A 17,723-nucleotide genomic window follows, 5' to 3' on the forward strand; every position below is an offset into this window, starting at 1 on the left:
GTACAACGTACAACACATACATTCATACATTTTAACAAAAAAACGCCTGCAAATATAGGCAAAAACGGAGCAACCTCGGCAGCCAGGGCCAAAGTTGCTCCGTTTCAGCGGCGCATCTATATAAACGACGGAGAGGGAAGCTCTAGAAACTTACCATCCGGCGGTCATACCGATGATACTCGCAAATCCTGTAATTCCTGTCCTCATACCCTAGCATATTCCGCAGGTGCTTAAAAAGTTCCAGTTCACGATTATTTATTGGACGTTGCCGCGTCCGGAGTAATCACCGGGCTGGACTGCGGGGAAGCGGAAGCTGATGGAGCAACGGAAGGAACCGGTGCTGATGTCTCTCCCGGAACCGTGTATGTCTTCGTTGCCTGCGTACCATCCTGCAGCTGTGTTACATAGGTGAACTGGCTGCTATCCTCCGACCACACGCCGGAGACCCAGGTCCCTTCCATGGGCAGAGAATTCAGCGCAACCCGTTCTCCCTCTGCACTGCCTGCAGGAGCGCTGTAGATTACAACCTGCTGTCCGGCCAGCTCAGCCGTATAACGGCCGTCCGGGGATGGCCATGAAGGCTGGGAAGCTACCAGAGCAGGCAACAGACCCATTGCTCCAGGCTCCGGTGCTGCGGAAGGCTGCAATGCACCCTCCTCGGGAGCTGCCATATCAGCCATTGCATCCTCCTGGGCCGTGCCCATGAATATCTGGCTCTGGGCAGCCGGATCAGCGGCAAGGTCATCATTCCCGCTGCTGCCCTTCCGGGAATTCTCTGCCGGCGGTGCTGTGGCATTGCGTTTGGCGGAAGGGGCTTGCGTTGCCGGAGGCTCCTTGGCCGGAGCCGGACCTGCGTCCGCTCCGTCAGCATTGTCTGCAACATCCGCACTATCCCCGGCAGCAGGCCCTGTACTGTTCAGAGGAGCACCTTCTTCAGCATTCGGCTCCGCCGTGGCTTGCTCTGAGAAGAAGATCTCAGCGCCGCCGTCAGTGCTGTTGTTCTGTCCTGTATCCGCCGGAGCTGCATTGTCTGCGGCTCCCGTCATCATCTTAGAGGAAGCTTCACTTCCTGCTGCATTATACGCCTGATCCATATCTGCCCCCGGCATACTCTCCGGCATGTTGAAGACGGCGAATAACAGAATTACCGCTGCCGCAGCAGCACCGATGCCTGTCCGTGTTGCTATTGAAGCGCCCTTGGGCTTCTTGCCGCGGGTGCTTTGGCGTGTAAAGGGAACAATCTTGGGATCTTCAGATCCCACCATAACAGGCTCCTCCCGGACGCCGCGGTCCAGCTGTTCAAGCTGCGGGAGGATAGAGTCGACCAGACTGAAGGGAGGCTTCACATCCGGCAGCTCCTCCAGTTGCCGGGAGAGCATCGTCAGCCGGTCAAAGACTTCCGCGCAGGAAGGACAATCGTCGATATGACGGAACATTTCAAGCATTTCTTCCTGACTGAGATCATGATCTAAATAGCGGTGCATCCATTCCATCACCTCCGCGCACTTCATCCTGACACACCACCTTTCTGATACTCCTGAAGTCTATTCTGCAGCTGTGCCCGGGCCCTGAACAGGTAGGATTTCACCGTGTTCAAAGGCAGATCCAGACAGTCTGCAATCTCGTTGTAAGAAAAATCCTGTAAATACCGGAGTACAATCACCGTCCGGTGATGTTCAGGAAGCTGATCGATCGCCTCGCGGATATCCTCCGCCAGGTAACCCGACATCACTTCGCGCTCTACGTTATGCTTATTATCCTGGAACACCATTTCGTGCTCATCGATAGAAACAGTAGGCTTCGTTCTCCGGAACTTGTCAATACAGATGTTTGTCACGATCCGCTGAACCCATGTTTTGAACTGGGCCTTCTCCTCATAGGAGCCGATCTTGGTATACACCCTGATTAATGCCTCTTGAGATGCATCCAGAGCATCCTGTTCATTATGCAGAATGTAGAAGGCCGTCTTATACACATGTCCTTCAATTTCTCGCAATAGGGTGATTAGAGCGTCGCGATCGCCCGCTTGAGCGGCTCTGATGAGTCCCTGCTCCACCACGAAGGTTCCCCCTCTCTATGCAATCTTACTGACGCGCAAGACTGCGAATTTGTTGCAAGCCTGTAATCAATATTTTTGGAATACCAAACTTGGATAATAACCCCATAAGGAAGACCAGGTTTCCGTTTTCTGCGGCTGCCGCAGACCGGTCCATAATCCTTACTAAGCATACAGGGGATGCTTCAATCATTCAAATACTCTTTTATAGAAGTTTGTTACAAAAATGACATGAAAAGCAGGCAGCCCCGCACGTTAACCCCCTGCGAATGAAGACTGCCCTATAATTTATAAAGTGTAGCTGCGCATAGCAGGAGGACGGCATAATTCTCCCTGGAATCATCATCAAGCACATATACTTCCCCCTGCGTAAAAAGTTGCGGGTGATTATAGTTCCGGTGCAGCTTATAAAAAGCCCCTATAGTCACCCTGCAGCCGTGTACAGCGGAGCGGATTTCTATATACTCCGCCTCTTCCATATTCAAAGTGGGATACAGCTTGCTGCGAATATCGTCGCCCGGCATAGCATCACCTTTCAGGAAAGCTCATCAATTTCGGCAGGCGCTTCAGCACCCCAATCCTAGTTGTAAGTATTGCCCTGATCGGCCCTTTTCCATCATTTACACATCCGGGAAATCAGGCAGACAAAAAAATGCCCTGCCCAATAGAGGCAAGACATTTCACATGGTATAAAGCTTCAGATCCGCGAACGGCTCTGCCAGCTTACAGACCTTGGATCTCTTTGAATTTCGCCACATACTGTGCAGCCAATTCTGTGACCTGGTCATAACGGCCTTCTTTGGCCGGTGCAGTCAGGTTGCCCCCGATGCCGACAGCGATACAGCCGTTCTTGATCCACTTCTCCATATTGTTCAGATCCACGCCGCCGGTAGGCATAATGTTCACATGCGGCATCGGGCCCTTAACTGCCTTGACATAGTCCGGTCCGAACGCACTGCCAGGGAACAGCTTCAGCACATCCACGCCCAGCTTCAGGGCTTCCTTCATTTCATTCAGCGTCATGCAGCCCGGCATATAAGGAATGCCGTAAAGATTACACATCTTGGCGGTATCTTCTTCAAAAGAAGGGCTGACCACAAATTCCGAACCGGCCAGAATAGCGATTCTTGCGGTAAGCGGGTCGAGCACTGTACCTGCACCGATCACAGCGCGGCTTCCATATTCGGCAACGAGGCGCTTGATCGCCACATCTGCATCCGGAGTCGTGAAGGTGACTTCAATGTTGTTCAGTCCGCCTTCAATACAGGCTGCCGACATTTTATAAGCATCATCGGCATTATCCGCGCGGATAACGGCTACAACGCCAACAGACGTGATGTTCTGCAATACTTTGATTTTCTTCATTTAGAAACTTCCTCTCTGGGTACATTCTGATAAGAATATTTAATTAGATAAACTAATTTATCTAATTTACTAACACCAGGCTTTATCCTTCTAAGAAAATAGTAATAATATTGTTGCCATCAGTCAATATATATTTATGTGAACAACGGAAATACACTTTAAATAAACGCATAAAAAGCTTATATATCAAGGAGTTACAGCTTAAGGGACGCAACTTCCTAATAAAATAAGACCGCTGAATGAGCAAAGCTATATTGTACAAAACCGTTTTATGTGATAATTTCAATTTATATTCGATCCCACAGCTTTATACGGGGTTCATGCTGAACCTTTGCTTATGCTTACCAAACATTTCGAGTACGCTTCCGTAGCGAGTTTTGCGAAGTGAATTCAGGAAGCCTTATGCTATCAAAACTTAAGCGTACGCTTCCGTAGCGAGTTTTGCGAAGTGAATTCAGGAAGTCGATGCTATCAAAACTTTTAGGAGGAACTATTAATGAGTAAACAGCTGGATGCAGTCACATTCGGGGAGCCTATGGCCATGTTCTACGCCAATGAAGCCGGCCCCTTGCATGAGGTTACTTCTTTCTCGAAAGCGCTGGCAGGTGCGGAGAGCAATGTGGCCACCGGATTGTCACGCCTGGAGCACCTGACCGGTTATGTGACCAAGCTTGGCGAAGACAACTTCGGCCAATTCATCGTCGGTGCGCTGAATAAAGAGAAAATTAATACGGACAGCATTACAACGACCAAGGAGTTCTCCACCGGCATGCTGATCAAATCCAAAGTGCTGACCGGAGATCCCAAGGTTGAATATTTCCGCAAAAATTCCGCCGCCTCCAAGCTGAGCCTGGCTGACTTCAATGAGGATTATTTCGCTTCTGCAGGTCATTTGCATGTCACCAGTATCTCTTCCGCGCTCTCGGCTTCCTGCCATGAGTTCTCGCTGCATGCCATGGAATTCATGAAGCAGCGCGGCAAAACCGTCTCGCTCGACCCGAATCTGCGCCCGACCCTCTGGCCGGACACAGAAACCATGGTCAATACAATCAATGACCTGGCGACCCGCTGCGACTGGTTCCTGCCGGGACACGGTGAAGGCAAAATCCTGACCGGCCTTGATACTCCGGAAGAGATTGCCGGTTTCTATCTGGAACGCGGCGTATCCCTTGTTGTCATCAAGCTCGGTCCTGAAGGTGCTTATTACAAAACGTCCGCCGGTGAAGAAGGTTATGTGGACGGCTTCAAGGTGGAGCAGGTTGTGGATACAGTCGGCGCCGGAGACGGCTTCGCCGTTGGCGTAATCAGCGCCATGCTGGAGAAGCTGAGCGTAGCCGAAGCTGTGAAGCGCGGCAATGCAATCGGCGCGCTCGCCGTAATGTCGCCTGGCGATATGGATGGGCTTCCAACCCGTGACGGGCTGGAGAAATTCATGAACGCTGGCGTGTAAACGGCTTCCCGCAGCTGCCGGGAACGTCTGATCCAAAAAAGTGCGATTCAGCAAACAGCATATGAAATCTTATATTTTGAAATAAGGAGCGTCATAATAAGCCACCCGGCTTATTATGACGCTCCTTTTCGTGCAGAACTTTATATAAACCGTTTTATTTCTTCAGCACCGGCGGCCGGACCGACTGGCCCTGCTGCAGCGAAGGCGGAAAACGGTAGGTAATCGGCACGGAGCCGTCCGCATCGTTGATTAGGGAGAGCATAATCTTCGCAGCCTGCATGCCCATCTCATAAGCCGGCTGGCGGATCGTAGTGATGTCCGGATTATAGATCCGGGCGAATTCCGCATCGTCAATCCCAATGACGGACAGCTGGCCGGGAATGGCAATGGCATTACGGTTCGCGTACTTAAGGATCTCCCCTAGTACAAGATCATTGGCGGCAATCAGCGCCGTCGGCGGCTGGGGAAGCCGTAGCAGCTCATCCAGCGCAATGGCGATTTCTTCCCGCGGCACACTGCGCATATAGGCATCCTGCAGCGGCAGGCCTGCTTCCTCCATCGCTTTTTTGTAGCCGCTCATCCGCTCTTTGCGCGGGGTAATAGCATTCAGGCCAAGCGGCAGTGACAATATGGCGACCGCCTCATGTCCGTGTTTGGTCAGCTCCTTGACCGCAGTCTTCACCGCCATCTCGTTATCGAGCAGCAGGCTCTGGGTCGAGATCCCGTCTACCAGCCGGTCCATGAAGACCAGCGGGTATTCCGCTTCAATCAGCCTGATGTATGGCGCAGGCAGATCGCCGGTCGGGAAAATAATCAGACCGTCCACCTGGCGGGCGACCAGGGTCTCCACATAAGTATTCTCCTTGTCCGCATTCTCGTCAGCGTTGCAGATAATGACCTGAATTCCGTGGCGCTGCAGCTCATTCTCAATCGCCCGGATACACTGGATGGACAACGAATAATCAATATTGGCCACAATAATACCCACCATATGCGTACGGTTCTGCTTCAGGCTGCGGGCCAGTCCATTCGGCTGGTAGTTCAGCTCATCGATAACCTCAGCGATACGCTGTCTGGTCGCCTCACTCATATATTTGAACCGTTTATTCAAAAATTGCGAAACCGTGCTTTTCGATACGCCCGCTTTCTGGGCCACATCTTCTATGGTCAGCTTTTTCATTTACCCCGCCCCACTCTTCTATATAGAACCAAACCCGGTTGTTACGTTACCGCTAAGATTACTAGTGATAAACGGAGAAAAACTTTACTTTCTGATATTACCAAAAAGTATAGCTTTTTTTTAGTAAATTATCTAGAGGGATGGAGCTAAGGGCGCGGAATTTGGAAATATGAGGTGTCGAGGGTTAGGGAAAGAGATTCCGAATTGGGCGGATAGTGCCGGGGCATTAGCGGCGGGCAGGCGATAGTAGAGGGTACTAAAAACACAGCCAGCACGATAGGCTCGGACTGAGATGCGCTTATTTTCTCAAAAAGCATCATTTCGCCTTGCTTGCGGACTCCAGTGCTCTTATTCACTGTAAATCACCTGAAAACTGCACGATTTGGAAACAATAAGCGCACTCCAGTCCGCAAGAGTGGTCAAATGTGCCAAATAGAGATAATAAGCGCTTTACAGTCCGTAAGGGGCAGGAGTTTGGCAGGAAACCGCAGAATGTGCGAAGCTGGGGATTTGGGAGCAAAAAGAAGAGGTCCCCCGTAATCTTACCGGGTTTCCTCCTGCATCTCCTCGCATGCGTCAGCTCCGGAGCCCCGGGAAGCATCAGCCGACATCTAAGGCAGCACCAAGCTCCAACTCGCGCAATCCGGAACACCTGCTACGATAGTGAAGCAATGTAACATGAATCTGTTCATCACTCAGCATCGTTGAGTTTTATCATTATTAAACCCTGATGCTCAATTTCCTTTTTGGCTGTGTAACTCACTGTCCTTTCAACATACTCAGCCATTCGGAATCGGAATACCACTTCCGGCCGAGGAGGAACACTACTTCCGCTTTACGTTTTGTCCCGTTCACTTCATAAGTAGCCGTCTGCTGCTGCCCCTGAATGTCCATGCCGATCTTGCTGACCACGTCCTGAATTCCGCCTGTTTCCATGTCGTATAGCCGGCCATGGACGTCGTAACCGTTATGACTATTGTCGCTATAATAGACGAGCAGCATATCATCATTCACTTTATCGATTGCAAGATAAGATCTGTATTCGAAGTGTTCATTCTTCAAAGTAAACAGATCAACTGGCGTAACGGTCTCACCGGCTGCGGCCGCAGTTACGTTAACGGCTGAGAGTTTTACCGGGGTTCTGATTCCGCCCTTGCCTAACGTATATGTGCTGCTGGTCATAACCACATGATCGCCGCCGGCAAAGATTACGCCCAACTCATAATAGGTCTGCGAACCTCCCGCATACAGCGGAAAGGAATAGATCCGCTTAGAGGTAGCCTCTGATAGCTCCGGCTGCCCTTTTGGAGACAGATACAAGGTGTACGGCTCAGTAGGATGTGTGTATTTAGGCTTACTGTAATTTACCATCGGGGGTGGAGGCGACCATACAATCCCGGCATTCGTTTCTACGGCACGCGCAAGTCCTTTATTTCTGTTTAAAGGAAGGGGCATGTAGTACTTCATCCCGCCTATCTCAAATTCAGCAGAGCCAATCGGCGGATTGTAAGATTGCGGCGATGAGGAAGAAGTAGCTGCAGGTGATGCCGAAGGCTGAATTGCCGCTGCACCAGAACTTTGGTTGAAGATCGCCGCCAGCTGCCCCATCGGATTGCTGTCCCCCCATTGTCCGAACGGCCATAGGAGCACTCCGAACAGCAAGACCGCTGCCAGTCCGCCAAGCCCTGCTATACGCCCGAACCGCAGACTGCGTTTTCCCGCAGAACGCTCCTCGGCAGCCTGTTCAATCTTGGCCATCAGCTGCGGTGTAAAGCCCGGCTCGGCCAGCGGGTTGCGTCCTGCTTTGCCATACCAATCCTGCGTTCCGCTCATTACTTGTACTTGTTCGTCCCCGTATTCCTTCTTCACAGGTCTTCCTCCTTTATCGCCGTTCTCACTTTATTTCTGGCCCGGCCGAGCCGGGATTTGACAGTCCCCTGCGCGATGCCGAGCAGAGCGGACATCTCGGCCACCGATAAGTCCTGCTGAATATCCAGCACCAGCACCTCTCTGTACTTATCCGGCAGCTCCATAATGATCTCCCAGATGCGGTTCGCATATTGATTGCCGATGGCTTCCTTCTCTGCGGACAAGGCTGCTTCTCCGGTATCCTCCCGGTCGCCAAGCGGAGCGAATCTGCGCCAGAAGCTGTTCCGCCTCCAGCTGAACGCGGTGTTGCGCGTGATGGTCAGCAGCCAGGTTTTCAAGGTGGCCTGGCCCCGGTACTTGCCGACACTCTTATATGCCTTAAGGAATACCTCCTGGCTGATATCACTTGCCTGCTCCCGGCTGCGGGTTAAGAAAAAAGCATAGTTCCACACATCCGAACCGTAAGTCTCCATCATTTCCCGCAGGGTTATGGACGGAGCGATGGTCACGCTATAAGGCATCTCTCTACTTTGCATGCTTCACTCTCCCCTCTTGCCCAATAAGACTCAGCAGATCCGATACGGTTCCCAGTAAACCCCATATTGATGTCAAAAATTATTTACGAATAAGAGATGCACACGATTGCCCTTAAATTTACGTTAAAAAAATTTATTTTTTACGTTGTTTTTTACGTTTTTTATCGTAGATTCCTATGGAATGGATGATTATAATAACAGTGCCGGAAGCGATATACTGCGGCAGCACGATAAAGCGGGGGATTCTTTTGAAGACTAAAAAAGTAACGATCACACATATCGCCCAGGCCATGGGCCTCTCACCTGTATCAATCAGCCGGGCACTCAGCAATCAACCCGGAATCAGCGACGAGCTGAAGGCAGCCATTGTACGGAAAGCAGCGGAAATGGGCTATATTAAGCCCAAAAAGCATACGCCTGCCCGAATTCTGGTGCTGCACCAGAAGCCCTATTCGCATGATAACAGCAATTTCAGCTACATGGTACAAGGGATTGAGCTCGCTTTGCAGAAGGCGGAGACCGATTACAGCATCGAGTTTCTGGATAAGGAGAATCAGAATAAGCTGATCCTGCCTTACCGCCTGAGCCGGGGGTTCAAGTTCGACGGGGTTATTCTGATCGGCAGGTTTAATCTGGAATATGCCTCTTTTATCCATGAGCAGATTCCGAATCTGATTTTCTATACCGGTTATTCACCGGCCTATGATTACGACAGTGTATGGTTCAGTTTCCTGGGCGCGGGCTATAAGCAGTGCAAATATCTGCTGGACCGGGGGCACCGCCGGATTGGTTTCATTGGAGATCCCAGTGCTTACCGCAACAAGGAAAAGAAAACCGGCATCACCTCTGCATTGGAAGAGCACGGGGTGCCTGTGGATGATGAGCTTTTTCTGGGGCGGGATGAGACTCTTCCCCTGAGACTGTCCAGACTTATTGCGGACGGCCTGCTGCCCAGCGCATTCATCTGTGATCATGATTTCACTGCGGTTGAACTGCTTCGCGAGCTGCAGGAGCAGAACATCAAAGTGCCCGGAGAGGTGTCGGTGCTCAGCAGCGGCAATACCGAGGTCTCGGCCTTCTCGCTGCCCGCTTTGACCACGATGGATCTGAATATCGAATATTCATGCCGTACGGTTGTTGCCACACTGCTGAAACGGATCGCTGAGCCCGGCAAGCCTGCCGAGAACATCGCCATTCTCAGCACACTGGTGGAGCGGGACTCCGTGCGGGAGCTGTGATTTTGTAAACCCCGGGCTCTTTATTTAACATGCGCACTATCTATAACAAGGGTATTGTAAAGGTGGGAAACCGATGAATTCATCTGTATTACTGCGGTTCTTCAAGTCACGCAAGCTAAGCTACATTATAGGCTTCGCCTTCATGTTCGCCGCCTCCTTCATTCAAACGCTGTTCCCCAAGGTGCTTGGCAGTGCGGTCGATCTGATGAAGAATAACGGCTTTGAGCCGGGGCAGGTGCTGACCCAGGTCTTCTGGATGGTGCTGATTGCCGCTATCGTCTTCCTCTGTACCTTCCTCTGGAGAAACATTATTATCGCGAACGGGCGGAACCTGGAATGCTACATCCGCGAGGAGCTGTACCGGCACTTCCTGAAGCTCTCTCCCGGATTCTTCAGCAGCCGCAAGACCGGCGACCTGATCGCTTATGCCATCAACGACATTTCAGCGGTGCGCATGACCTTCGGTCCGGCTACGGCGATGTCTTTTAACGGAATTGTTATCTGTATCTCCTCGGTCTATTTCATGTTCGCGTCAGTCTGCCCCAGCCTCACTCTACTCACATTGTCCCCGCTCCCCTTCATCATTCTCCTGATGCTCTTCAGCGGCCGCAAGGTTCAGACCCGGTTCAGAATCGTACAGAATCAGTTCGGCGCCGTCTCGGACAGGGTTCAGGAGAACATTTCGGGCATCCGCGTCATTAAGGCCTATGTGCAGGAACGCTCGGAAATGGAGAAATTCAGTGAGTTGAGCAGCCGTATGAAGCAAGCCAACCTGGATCTGATCAAAGTGTCCGCCGCCCTTCCTGCGATGATTGAATTCGGCTTCGCCGTCTGTTTCGTCATGAATCTGATGTTTGGCGGCCGGATGGTGCTGCGGGGGGAGATCAGTATTGGTGACTTTGTCGCTTTTAACGGCTACCTCAGTCTGATTGTAAGTCCTATTGTGTCGATCGGGCGGATCGTGACGATATTCCAGCGCGGGTTGGCTTCACTCGGAAGATTAAATGATATTCTGCGGGTTCAGCCTGAAATCACGGATCTCCCCAACGCTGTCCCTATTCAGCCGGAAGGATCTATGGAGCTGCGCCAGCTGACTTTCTATTACGAAGGTTCCGATGTTCCGGCACTGCATGAGATCTCGCTCGTTCTGCCAAAAGGACACACGCTGGGAATCATCGGCAGGACCGGCTCCGGCAAAAGCACCCTGGCCTCCCTCCTCTTCCGCTTCTTCAACGTGAAGCCTGGGCACATTCTGCTCGACGGGCGGGATATCAACGATTATGCCCTGGACCCGCTGCGGGAGGGGCTTGGGGTTGTGCCGCAGGATACCTTCGTATTCGCCGCCTCCGTGAAGGACAATATTGTCCTGTTCAAAGACGGCTATACGGACGAGGATGTGCAGCATGCCGCAGCGCTCAGCCAAATTGCCGGAAGTATCGAGGCGTTCCCGGACGGCTATGACACTCTGCTGGGTGAACGCGGTGTGAACCTGTCCGGCGGACAGAAGCAGCGGCTCGCAATCGCGCGGGCACTGATCCGGAAACCGGCCATCCTGATTCTGGACGATGCGCTGTCAGCGGTGGATGCGGTAACGGAAGGGCAAATTCTGAACAGCCTGCGGCAGACCCGCAAGGGGAAGAGCAATATCCTGATCTCGCACCGGGTATCGGGCATCATGGAAGCCGACGAGATCATCGTACTGGATAAAGGGCGCATTGCCGAACGGGGCACCCACGAGCAGCTGCTGAAGAAAGGAGGCATGTATTATGACATCTATACCGAACAGCTTGAAGAAGGAGAGGTCTGCTAGACGGGACAAATCCGAAGCTGGTGCAGTAAGGCTCCTGCTGCGGTTATCTTCCCCCTACAAGTTCCAGCTTCTGCTTGCCTGTCTGTGCGTGGTGATTGTAAATGGCGCTTTTCTGATCCAGCCGCTGATTCTGCAGCGCGTGATCGACCACTTCCTGATCGGAGGCGCTGCTCAGAGCGGACTGAATTCGATTGGGGGCTTAGCCCTGCTGTATGTGACCGTAGCCGCGGCTGGCGGGATCTTCTCGTATCTTCAGGCGCTGATTGCCGGCAAAGCGGGACAGAGCCTGATCCATGAGCTGCGGGTCAGAGTGTTCTCCATCATTGAACGGCTCCCCCTGCCTTATCTGGACCGGACCTCCTCCGGGCGGCTGATTACCCGGGCCACCAACGACACCGCTGAGATCAGCGAGCTATACACCGATGTGGTCATCTCGCTGGTCAAGGATGTCCTGCTGCTGCTGGGGATCATCTACACCATGCTGCTGCTCAGCCCGTCCTTAACGCTGGTCTCTTTTACTGTGATTCCGGTGATGGCCTTCCTGGTTCTCTTCATTAAGAACCGGATCAAAAAGAACTTCTTCCATATGAAGCACTTTATTGGACAGATCAACGGGTTCATTGCTGAGAGTATCTCCGGGATGCGTGTTATCCAAAGCTTCCGCGCAGAAAAGGAAAAAGAGGATCAATTCCTGAAGCTGAACGGGGAATATTTCAAAACCACCCTGATTCAGGTCCGGCTCAACAGTGTGCTGAAGCCCGCCTCGGATATGTTCCAGAGTCTGGCCGTAGCCATTCTGGTCTGGTACAGCATCAGCCGGATCTCCGGCGGCAACCTGCAGATCGGCGTGCTGTTTGCGTTCACGACGTACATCAAGCAGTTCTTTGGCCCCATCTCCGACCTGGCCGACAAGTACACCTCCATACAGTCTGCCCTCGTATCCACAGAGCGTATCTATGAGCTGATCCGTGAGGAGGACCGCCTGGAGCAGCCGGATCGCGGCTTATCGATGGACCGCCTGCACGGAACCATTGAGTTCCGCCATGTATGGTTCGCCTATAACGACGCCGACTGGGTGCTGAAGGATGTAAGCTTCGTGATTGCTAAAGGGCAGACCGCCGCCTTCATCGGTGAGACCGGTGCAGGCAAAACTACAATTATCAGTCTGTTCAACGGCTTTTACCGCGTGCAGAAAGGCGAGATTCTGATTGACGGTGTCAATGTGAACGATATCCGGCTGGATGATCTGCGGCGGAATATTTCCGTTGTCCTCCAGGATGTCTTCCTGTTCTCCGGCACGATCCGCGACAACATCACCCTTGGCGATGATATTGCCGAGGAGAACGTGCAGGAAGCGCTGCAGGCCTCCTGCGCGGAAGAGTTCGTGCTGGGCTCTCCCGGCGGGATGGAGGGCCCGGTCACTGAGCGGGGCGGCACTCTGTCTGCCGGCCAGCGGCAGCTGATCTCCTTCGCCCGGGCCATCGCCCATGATCCGGCGATCTTCGTGCTCGATGAAGCCACCGCTAACATCGACACACATACAGAGAAGCTGATCCAGAAGGCGATCGACAACGTCGCCAGCGGCAGAACGACGCTGATCATCGCCCACCGGCTGTCTACGATTGCCGGTGCGGATCTTATCATTGCGATGAAGGAAGGCCGGATCGCCGAATCCGGACATCCACGTGAGCTGCGGCAGCGGGGAGGATATTATGCCGAGCTGCTGGAGGAGAGCCGGAGTCATATTATGAGTTCGTGACGGCGCTGCTCACACGGGGAATAATATAGTGCTTGGCGGGGCTTATCTTAGCCCCATAGCCCATCGGGGAACCTCAGCCAGTCAGGCGGACTGAAAATCCGCTATTTGCCGAAATGGGGCAGATTTGCCGGCTAAGCGGACTCAGATTCCGTTAATTGGCCTGCGACAGCCTGTTTCAGGCTCAAATGAGCAAGATAGCTGATTCTCAGTCCGCTTAAGTCCCGGAAAAGGGTTTTTCAGGGAAATAAGGTCTTCTCAGTCCGTTTCATTCTGCTGACGGTGCGCTCACCTGCTAAAGCACCAAGCAAGCTGCAGCTTATCTTCGCCAGGCTCTGTCCTGCAAAAAAACAACAACCCCCAAGCGGCTTATCGCTTGGGGGGTTGGTCTGCACATTTGTCCGGGTACCGGTTGGCTGAGCGTCAGCGGCTGCAATGGGCAACTTCCCATTCTACAGGACCCAATTCTCGCCGGACACCGGCGCACAAAAAAGCTTAAAAAAAATACTAATAAATTATAAGAGAATAGAATGCAGGCGGGGCGTGGTTTTCTCCCTTTTTCATAGGCAAATCAGGGGGTTAGAAGGACCTGTGGGTCTATTGACTTTTCAATATATGGTAGTAAAATGATTAAACGTTACTAAATATAGTGTATATAATAGAAAAGCCAATAAATCTAGTGAAATTGCCCGTCATCATTTGTCAAGTAGAAATAGCTACATGTTATAGGAGGTTAGGGACCATGTTGATTGCTTACGATTCCAAGACCGGCAACGTTAGAAGGTTCATCAATAAGCTGAAGCTTCCTGCTGTTCAAATCGAAGAGCATATGACGATCGACGAGCCTTACGTGCTTGTTACATACACCACCGGATTTGGACAGATTCCAGAGAAGGTAGCTTCTTTCTTAGAGAAGAACCATTCCAGGCTCAAAGGCATCGCCGCGAGCGGCAACAAAAACTGGGGTGAGCTATACGCGCACAGCGCAGATTTAATTGCACAGCGTTACAACGTACCGGTGGTCGGCAAGTTTGAGTTGTCGGGAACATTTGGTGATGTACAGCGCATAAAACAGGAGGTGGACCGGGTTGCGGCATATTGAACTGAACAACATGTTGATGAAGAGAGACGAAAGCGGCTTTTTCCAATTGGATAAGGACCAGGAGGCGGTAGCCGAGTTCATGCGGGATGTGGAGCGGCGCAGCCTGACCTTCACAACAACCAAAGCAAAGATCGATTATATGATTGCCAATGATTACTACGAGGACCTGTATGACCGTTATTCCGCAGCTGAGATGGAGGACGTCTACCGGATTGCCCACGAATATAACTTCCAGTTCCCTTCCTATATGGCGGCTTCCAAGTTCTACACAGACTATGCCGTCAAAAGCAATGACCGTAAGCAATACCTTGAGCATTACCCGGACCGCGTAGCTGTGGTGGCCCTGCATCTGGGACGCGGCAACGTGGAGACAGCCCGCACGCTGGCCCGCTCGATGATGGAGCAGCGCCTGCAGCCGGCTACCCCGACCTTCCTCAATGCCGGCAAGAGCCGCCGTGGTGAGATGGTCTCCTGCTTCCTGCTGGAAATGGACGACTCGCTCAATTCGATCAACTATGTACTGAACACCTGCATGCAGCTGTCCAAGATCGGCGGCGGTGTTGCGGTCAATCTGTCCAAGCTGCGCTCGCGCGGCGAGACGATTAAGGGCGTCGAGGATGCTGCCAAGGGCATCATGCCTGTCCTGAAGCTCATGGAAGACGGCTTCTCCTACGCGGACCAAATGGGCCAGCGCAAGGGTTCGGGTGCGGCTTATTATAATATTTTTGGCTGGGACGTACTAGAATTCTTGGACAGCAAGAAGATCAACGCCGACGAACGGACACGCCTGAAGACGTTGTCTATCGGCCTGATCGTGCCTAACCGCTTCTACAAGCTCGCACAGGATAATCAGCCGCTGCATGTATTCGCTCCTTATACTGTGTATCAGGCGTATGGAACGCATCTGGATGATATGGATCTGGACGTGATGTACGATACCCTGCTTGCTGATTCGCGCGTGAAGAAGAAAGTTGCCATGAGCGCACGCGACATGCTGACCAAAATCGCCATGATCCAGCTCGAATCGGGCTATCCGTATATTATGAATAAGAGCAATGCCAATAACGCCCACGCCTTGCGTAATGTGGGTCAGATCAAGATGTCGAACCTGTGCACCGAGATTTTCCAATTGCAGGAGACTTCCGAGATTAACAACTATGGAGAGCAGGACGCGATCCGCCGTGATATCAGCTGCAACCTGGCTTCCCTCAACATTGTGAATGTGATGGAGCATGGCAAGATTCGTGAATCCGTTCATGAAGGCATGCTCGCCTTGACTGCAGTCAGCGATATGACTACGGTCTCCAATGCTCCGGGTGTGGCTAAAGCGAACAAAGAGATGCACTCCGTCGGCCTGGGTGTGATGAATCTGCACGGTTACTTTGCCAAGAACAAGATTGCTTATGAGAGTGAGCAGGCCCGCGACTTCGCCCGGACCTTCTTCATGACGATGAACTTCCATTCGATCGAAAAGAGTATGCAGATCGCTGCGGAGACTCGCGAGACCTTCCATGGCTTCGCAGAATCGGATTATGCATCCGGCGTGTATTTCGACCGTTACCTGACCACGGACTACCGTCCGGTTACTGCAAGAGCGCAGGAGCTGTTCGAGGGCATCTACATTCCTACAACCGAGGACTGGAAGCAGCTGCGTGATGACGTGATGAAGAACGGCCTGTACCATGCCTACCGTCTGGCGATTGCGCCGACTGCGAGCATCTCTTACATCCAGAATGCCACGTCCAGTGTAATGCCGATTGTAGAACAGATCGAGACACGCACGTATGCCAACTCGACCACCTACTATCCGATGCCTTACCTGCGTCCGGACAATGTATTCTTCTATAAATCTGCGTACCAGATGGACCAGTTCAAGGTGATTGACCTGATTGCGGAAATTCAGCCTCATATCGACCAGGGTATCTCAACGGTCCTGCATGTGAACAGTGATGTAACGACCCGTGAGCTGGCCCGTTCTTACCTGTATGCGGCGCACAAAGGGCTGAAATCCCTGTACTACACCCGGACCAATAAACTGTCTGTCGAGGAATGCCTGTCCTGCTCCATCTAAGAGCGGGCACAGGTACAGAAAGGGAGAATAGATCATTATGAGCGCAATCAAAGCCGTGAACTGGAACCGTCCCGACGACGACTACTCGCTGATGTTCTGGAATCAGAATATTATGCAGTTCTGGACCGACGACGAAATTCCATTATCCGATGACAAAATGTCCTGGCTCACGCTGAGCGAGATCGAAAAGGACTCTTATATGAAGGTGCTGGGCGGACTGACCCTGCTCGATACCATCCAGGGCGGCGTCGGCATGCCGCAAATTATGGAGCATGTGGACGGCTTGCAGCGCAAGGCGGTCCTCGGCTTCATGGGGATGATGGAGCAGATCCATGCCAAGTCTTACAGCAGTATTTTCACAACACTTGCTTCGACCGAGGAGATCGACGGCATCTTCCGCTGGGTGGAGGACAATACGTTCCTGCAGTTCAAGGCGGAGACCATCTCGGAATATTACAAGAAGATTGAGTCGCCCAAAGACCTCTATCTGGCAATGGCTGCCTCTGTTCTGCTGGAAAGCTACTTGTTCTACAGCGGCTTCTTCTACCCGCTCTATCTGGCCGGCCAAGGCAAAATGACCTGCAGCGGCGAGATCATCGACCTGATCCTGCGGGATGAGAGCATCCACGGCGTCTACGTCGGCGTGCTCGCCCAGGAGATCTTCGAGGAGCTGTCCGAAGACGATCAGCGTGATGTCTACCAGACGCTGGTCGGACTGCTGCGTCTGCTGCATGCCAACGAGGAGCAGTATACCGAGCAAATCTACGCCCAGATCGGGCTTGTAGATGAAGTGAAGGCCTTCCTGCGCTACAACGCCAACAAGGCGATGATGAACCTGGGGCTGGACCCGCTGTTCGCAGAGGAAGAGATCAACCCGATCGTCCAGAACGGCATCAGCACCCACACCAAGCAGCATGACTTTTTCTCCAAAAAAGGCAACGGCTACGTCCGCGCGATGAACGTTGAGCCTTTACGGGATGAGGATTTCAGCTTCTGAAATAGAAGCTGAATCTAAGAACCTAACTTAAAGCTCAGCCGTCACTACAGAGAATATTTGGACTTCCGGCCGCTGTTGTATACAGATTTCCTGATTATAACTGCTGTTCGCGGTGGAAATCCGTATACAAAGGCGGATGCTACCGCTCCTACAGTTCCAAAATTCCCTTCCGATCCTTCCCGCTTTTGGTTATATTCTTTTATTCAGCTTATATAGTTTTAATTAATAAGGCACCCGCCAGCTGAGAGACAAGCTGACGGGTGCTTTTTTTGAGACTTAATACTTGCGTGAAA

13 protein-coding genes are annotated in these 17,723 nt (G+C 52.2%); 7 read left to right on the forward strand and 6 right to left on the reverse strand.

The window, feature by feature from the left end:
* Positions 1-251: 251 nt before the first annotated feature.
* From P40081_RS28180 to P40081_RS28195, 3 genes are all read right to left on the reverse strand, one after another.
* Entirely contained in the window at positions 252-1,511 is a 1,260-nt protein-coding gene (locus P40081_RS28180; RefSeq protein WP_042139473.1) for an anti-sigma factor family protein, read from the reverse strand.
* The gene (locus P40081_RS28185; protein ID WP_039309588.1) at positions 1,508-2,059 is read right to left on the reverse strand and encodes an RNA polymerase sigma factor; all 552 of its coding nucleotides are present in this window, start codon (positions 2,057-2,059) and stop codon (positions 1,508-1,510) included. The genes P40081_RS28180 and P40081_RS28185 overlap by 4 nt, the downstream gene beginning before the upstream one ends.
* Before the next feature lie 720 nt (positions 2,060-2,779).
* On the reverse strand, positions 2,780-3,421 hold the full coding sequence (locus P40081_RS28195; RefSeq protein WP_042139475.1) for a bifunctional 2-keto-4-hydroxyglutarate aldolase/2-keto-3-deoxy-6-phosphogluconate aldolase: 642 nt from the start codon (positions 3,419-3,421) through the stop codon (positions 2,780-2,782).
* A gap of 496 nt (positions 3,422-3,917) precedes the next feature.
* Here P40081_RS28195 and P40081_RS28200 point away from each other — a divergent pair, with 496 nt between their 5' ends.
* A complete protein-coding gene (locus P40081_RS28200) occupies positions 3,918-4,871 on the forward strand; it encodes a sugar kinase (protein WP_042139476.1) in 954 nt (317 codons plus the stop codon).
* A 154-nt stretch (positions 4,872-5,025) separates the two neighbouring features.
* On the opposite strand, the gene P40081_RS28205 is transcribed toward P40081_RS28200, so the two are convergent.
* The 3 genes from P40081_RS28205 to P40081_RS28215 all read right to left on the reverse strand — a co-directional run bounded on the left by P40081_RS28205 (position 5,026) and on the right by P40081_RS28215 (position 8,456).
* Complete coding sequence (locus P40081_RS28205) at positions 5,026-6,051, reverse strand: LacI family DNA-binding transcriptional regulator (RefSeq protein WP_042139477.1); 1,026 nt, start codon at positions 6,049-6,051, stop codon at positions 5,026-5,028.
* Between the two features lie 759 nt (positions 6,052-6,810).
* Positions 6,811-7,920, reverse strand: a complete 1,110-nt coding sequence (locus tag P40081_RS28210) for a hypothetical protein (RefSeq protein WP_042139478.1) — start codon at positions 7,918-7,920, stop codon at positions 6,811-6,813.
* The gene (locus tag P40081_RS28215) at positions 7,917-8,456 is read right to left on the reverse strand and encodes an RNA polymerase sigma factor (RefSeq protein ID WP_042139479.1); all 540 of its coding nucleotides are present in this window, start codon (positions 8,454-8,456) and stop codon (positions 7,917-7,919) included. The genes P40081_RS28210 and P40081_RS28215 overlap by 4 nt, the downstream gene beginning before the upstream one ends.
* A gap of 248 nt (positions 8,457-8,704) precedes the next feature.
* Here P40081_RS28215 and P40081_RS28220 point away from each other — a divergent pair, with 248 nt between their 5' ends.
* From P40081_RS28220 to nrdF, 6 genes are all read left to right on the forward strand, one after another.
* A complete protein-coding gene (locus P40081_RS28220) occupies positions 8,705-9,694 on the forward strand; it encodes a LacI family DNA-binding transcriptional regulator (protein ID WP_042139480.1) in 990 nt (329 codons plus the stop codon).
* 73 nt (positions 9,695-9,767) lie between these two features.
* On the forward strand, positions 9,768-11,504 hold the full coding sequence (locus P40081_RS28225; RefSeq protein WP_042139481.1) for an ABC transporter ATP-binding protein: 1,737 nt from the start codon (positions 9,768-9,770) through the stop codon (positions 11,502-11,504).
* Complete coding sequence (locus P40081_RS28230) at positions 11,461-13,263, forward strand: ABC transporter ATP-binding protein (protein WP_042139482.1); 1,803 nt, start codon at positions 11,461-11,463, stop codon at positions 13,261-13,263. The genes P40081_RS28225 and P40081_RS28230 overlap by 44 nt, the downstream gene beginning before the upstream one ends.
* Before the next feature lie 739 nt (positions 13,264-14,002).
* Complete coding sequence (gene nrdI, locus P40081_RS28235) at positions 14,003-14,362, forward strand: class Ib ribonucleoside-diphosphate reductase assembly flavoprotein NrdI (protein WP_042139483.1); 360 nt, start codon at positions 14,003-14,005, stop codon at positions 14,360-14,362.
* Complete coding sequence (nrdE, locus tag P40081_RS28240; RefSeq protein ID WP_042139484.1) at positions 14,349-16,433, forward strand: class 1b ribonucleoside-diphosphate reductase subunit alpha; 2,085 nt, start codon at positions 14,349-14,351, stop codon at positions 16,431-16,433. The genes nrdI and nrdE overlap by 14 nt, the downstream gene beginning before the upstream one ends.
* Positions 16,434-16,470: 37 nt before the next feature.
* Positions 16,471-17,430, forward strand: coding sequence for a class 1b ribonucleoside-diphosphate reductase subunit beta (nrdF, locus tag P40081_RS28245; protein WP_042139485.1), 960 nt, complete (start codon positions 16,471-16,473; stop codon positions 17,428-17,430).
* Positions 17,431-17,723: the final 293 nt, after the last annotated feature.

The organism is Paenibacillus sp. FSL P4-0081 (genome assembly GCF_000758565.1).
In the GTDB taxonomy this organism is placed as follows: domain Bacteria; phylum Bacillota; class Bacilli; order Paenibacillales; family Paenibacillaceae; genus Paenibacillus_AQ; species Paenibacillus_AQ phytohabitans.

Bases quoted from the DNA above. Each gene is read 5' to 3' on its own strand.
- P40081_RS28180 (WP_042139473.1), bottom strand. From the start codon at position 1,511: ATGAAGTGCGCGGAGGTGATGGAATGGATGCACCGCTATTTAGATCAT.
- P40081_RS28195 (WP_042139475.1), bottom strand. From the start codon at position 3,421: ATGAAGAAAATCAAAGTATTGCAGAACATCACGTCTGTTGGCGTTGTA.
- P40081_RS28200 (WP_042139476.1), top strand. From the start codon at position 3,918: ATGAGTAAACAGCTGGATGCAGTCACATTCGGGGAGCCTATGGCCATG.
- P40081_RS28205 (WP_042139477.1), bottom strand. From the start codon at position 6,051: ATGAAAAAGCTGACCATAGAAGATGTGGCCCAGAAAGCGGGCGTATCG.
- P40081_RS28215 (WP_042139479.1), bottom strand. From the start codon at position 8,456: ATGCAAAGTAGAGAGATGCCTTATAGCGTGACCATCGCTCCGTCCATA.
- P40081_RS28225 (WP_042139481.1), top strand. From the start codon at position 9,768: ATGAATTCATCTGTATTACTGCGGTTCTTCAAGTCACGCAAGCTAAGC.
- P40081_RS28230 (WP_042139482.1), top strand. From the start codon at position 11,461: ATGACATCTATACCGAACAGCTTGAAGAAGGAGAGGTCTGCTAGACGG.
- nrdI (WP_042139483.1), top strand. From the start codon at position 14,003: ATGTTGATTGCTTACGATTCCAAGACCGGCAACGTTAGAAGGTTCATC.
- nrdF (WP_042139485.1), top strand. From the start codon at position 16,471: ATGAGCGCAATCAAAGCCGTGAACTGGAACCGTCCCGACGACGACTAC.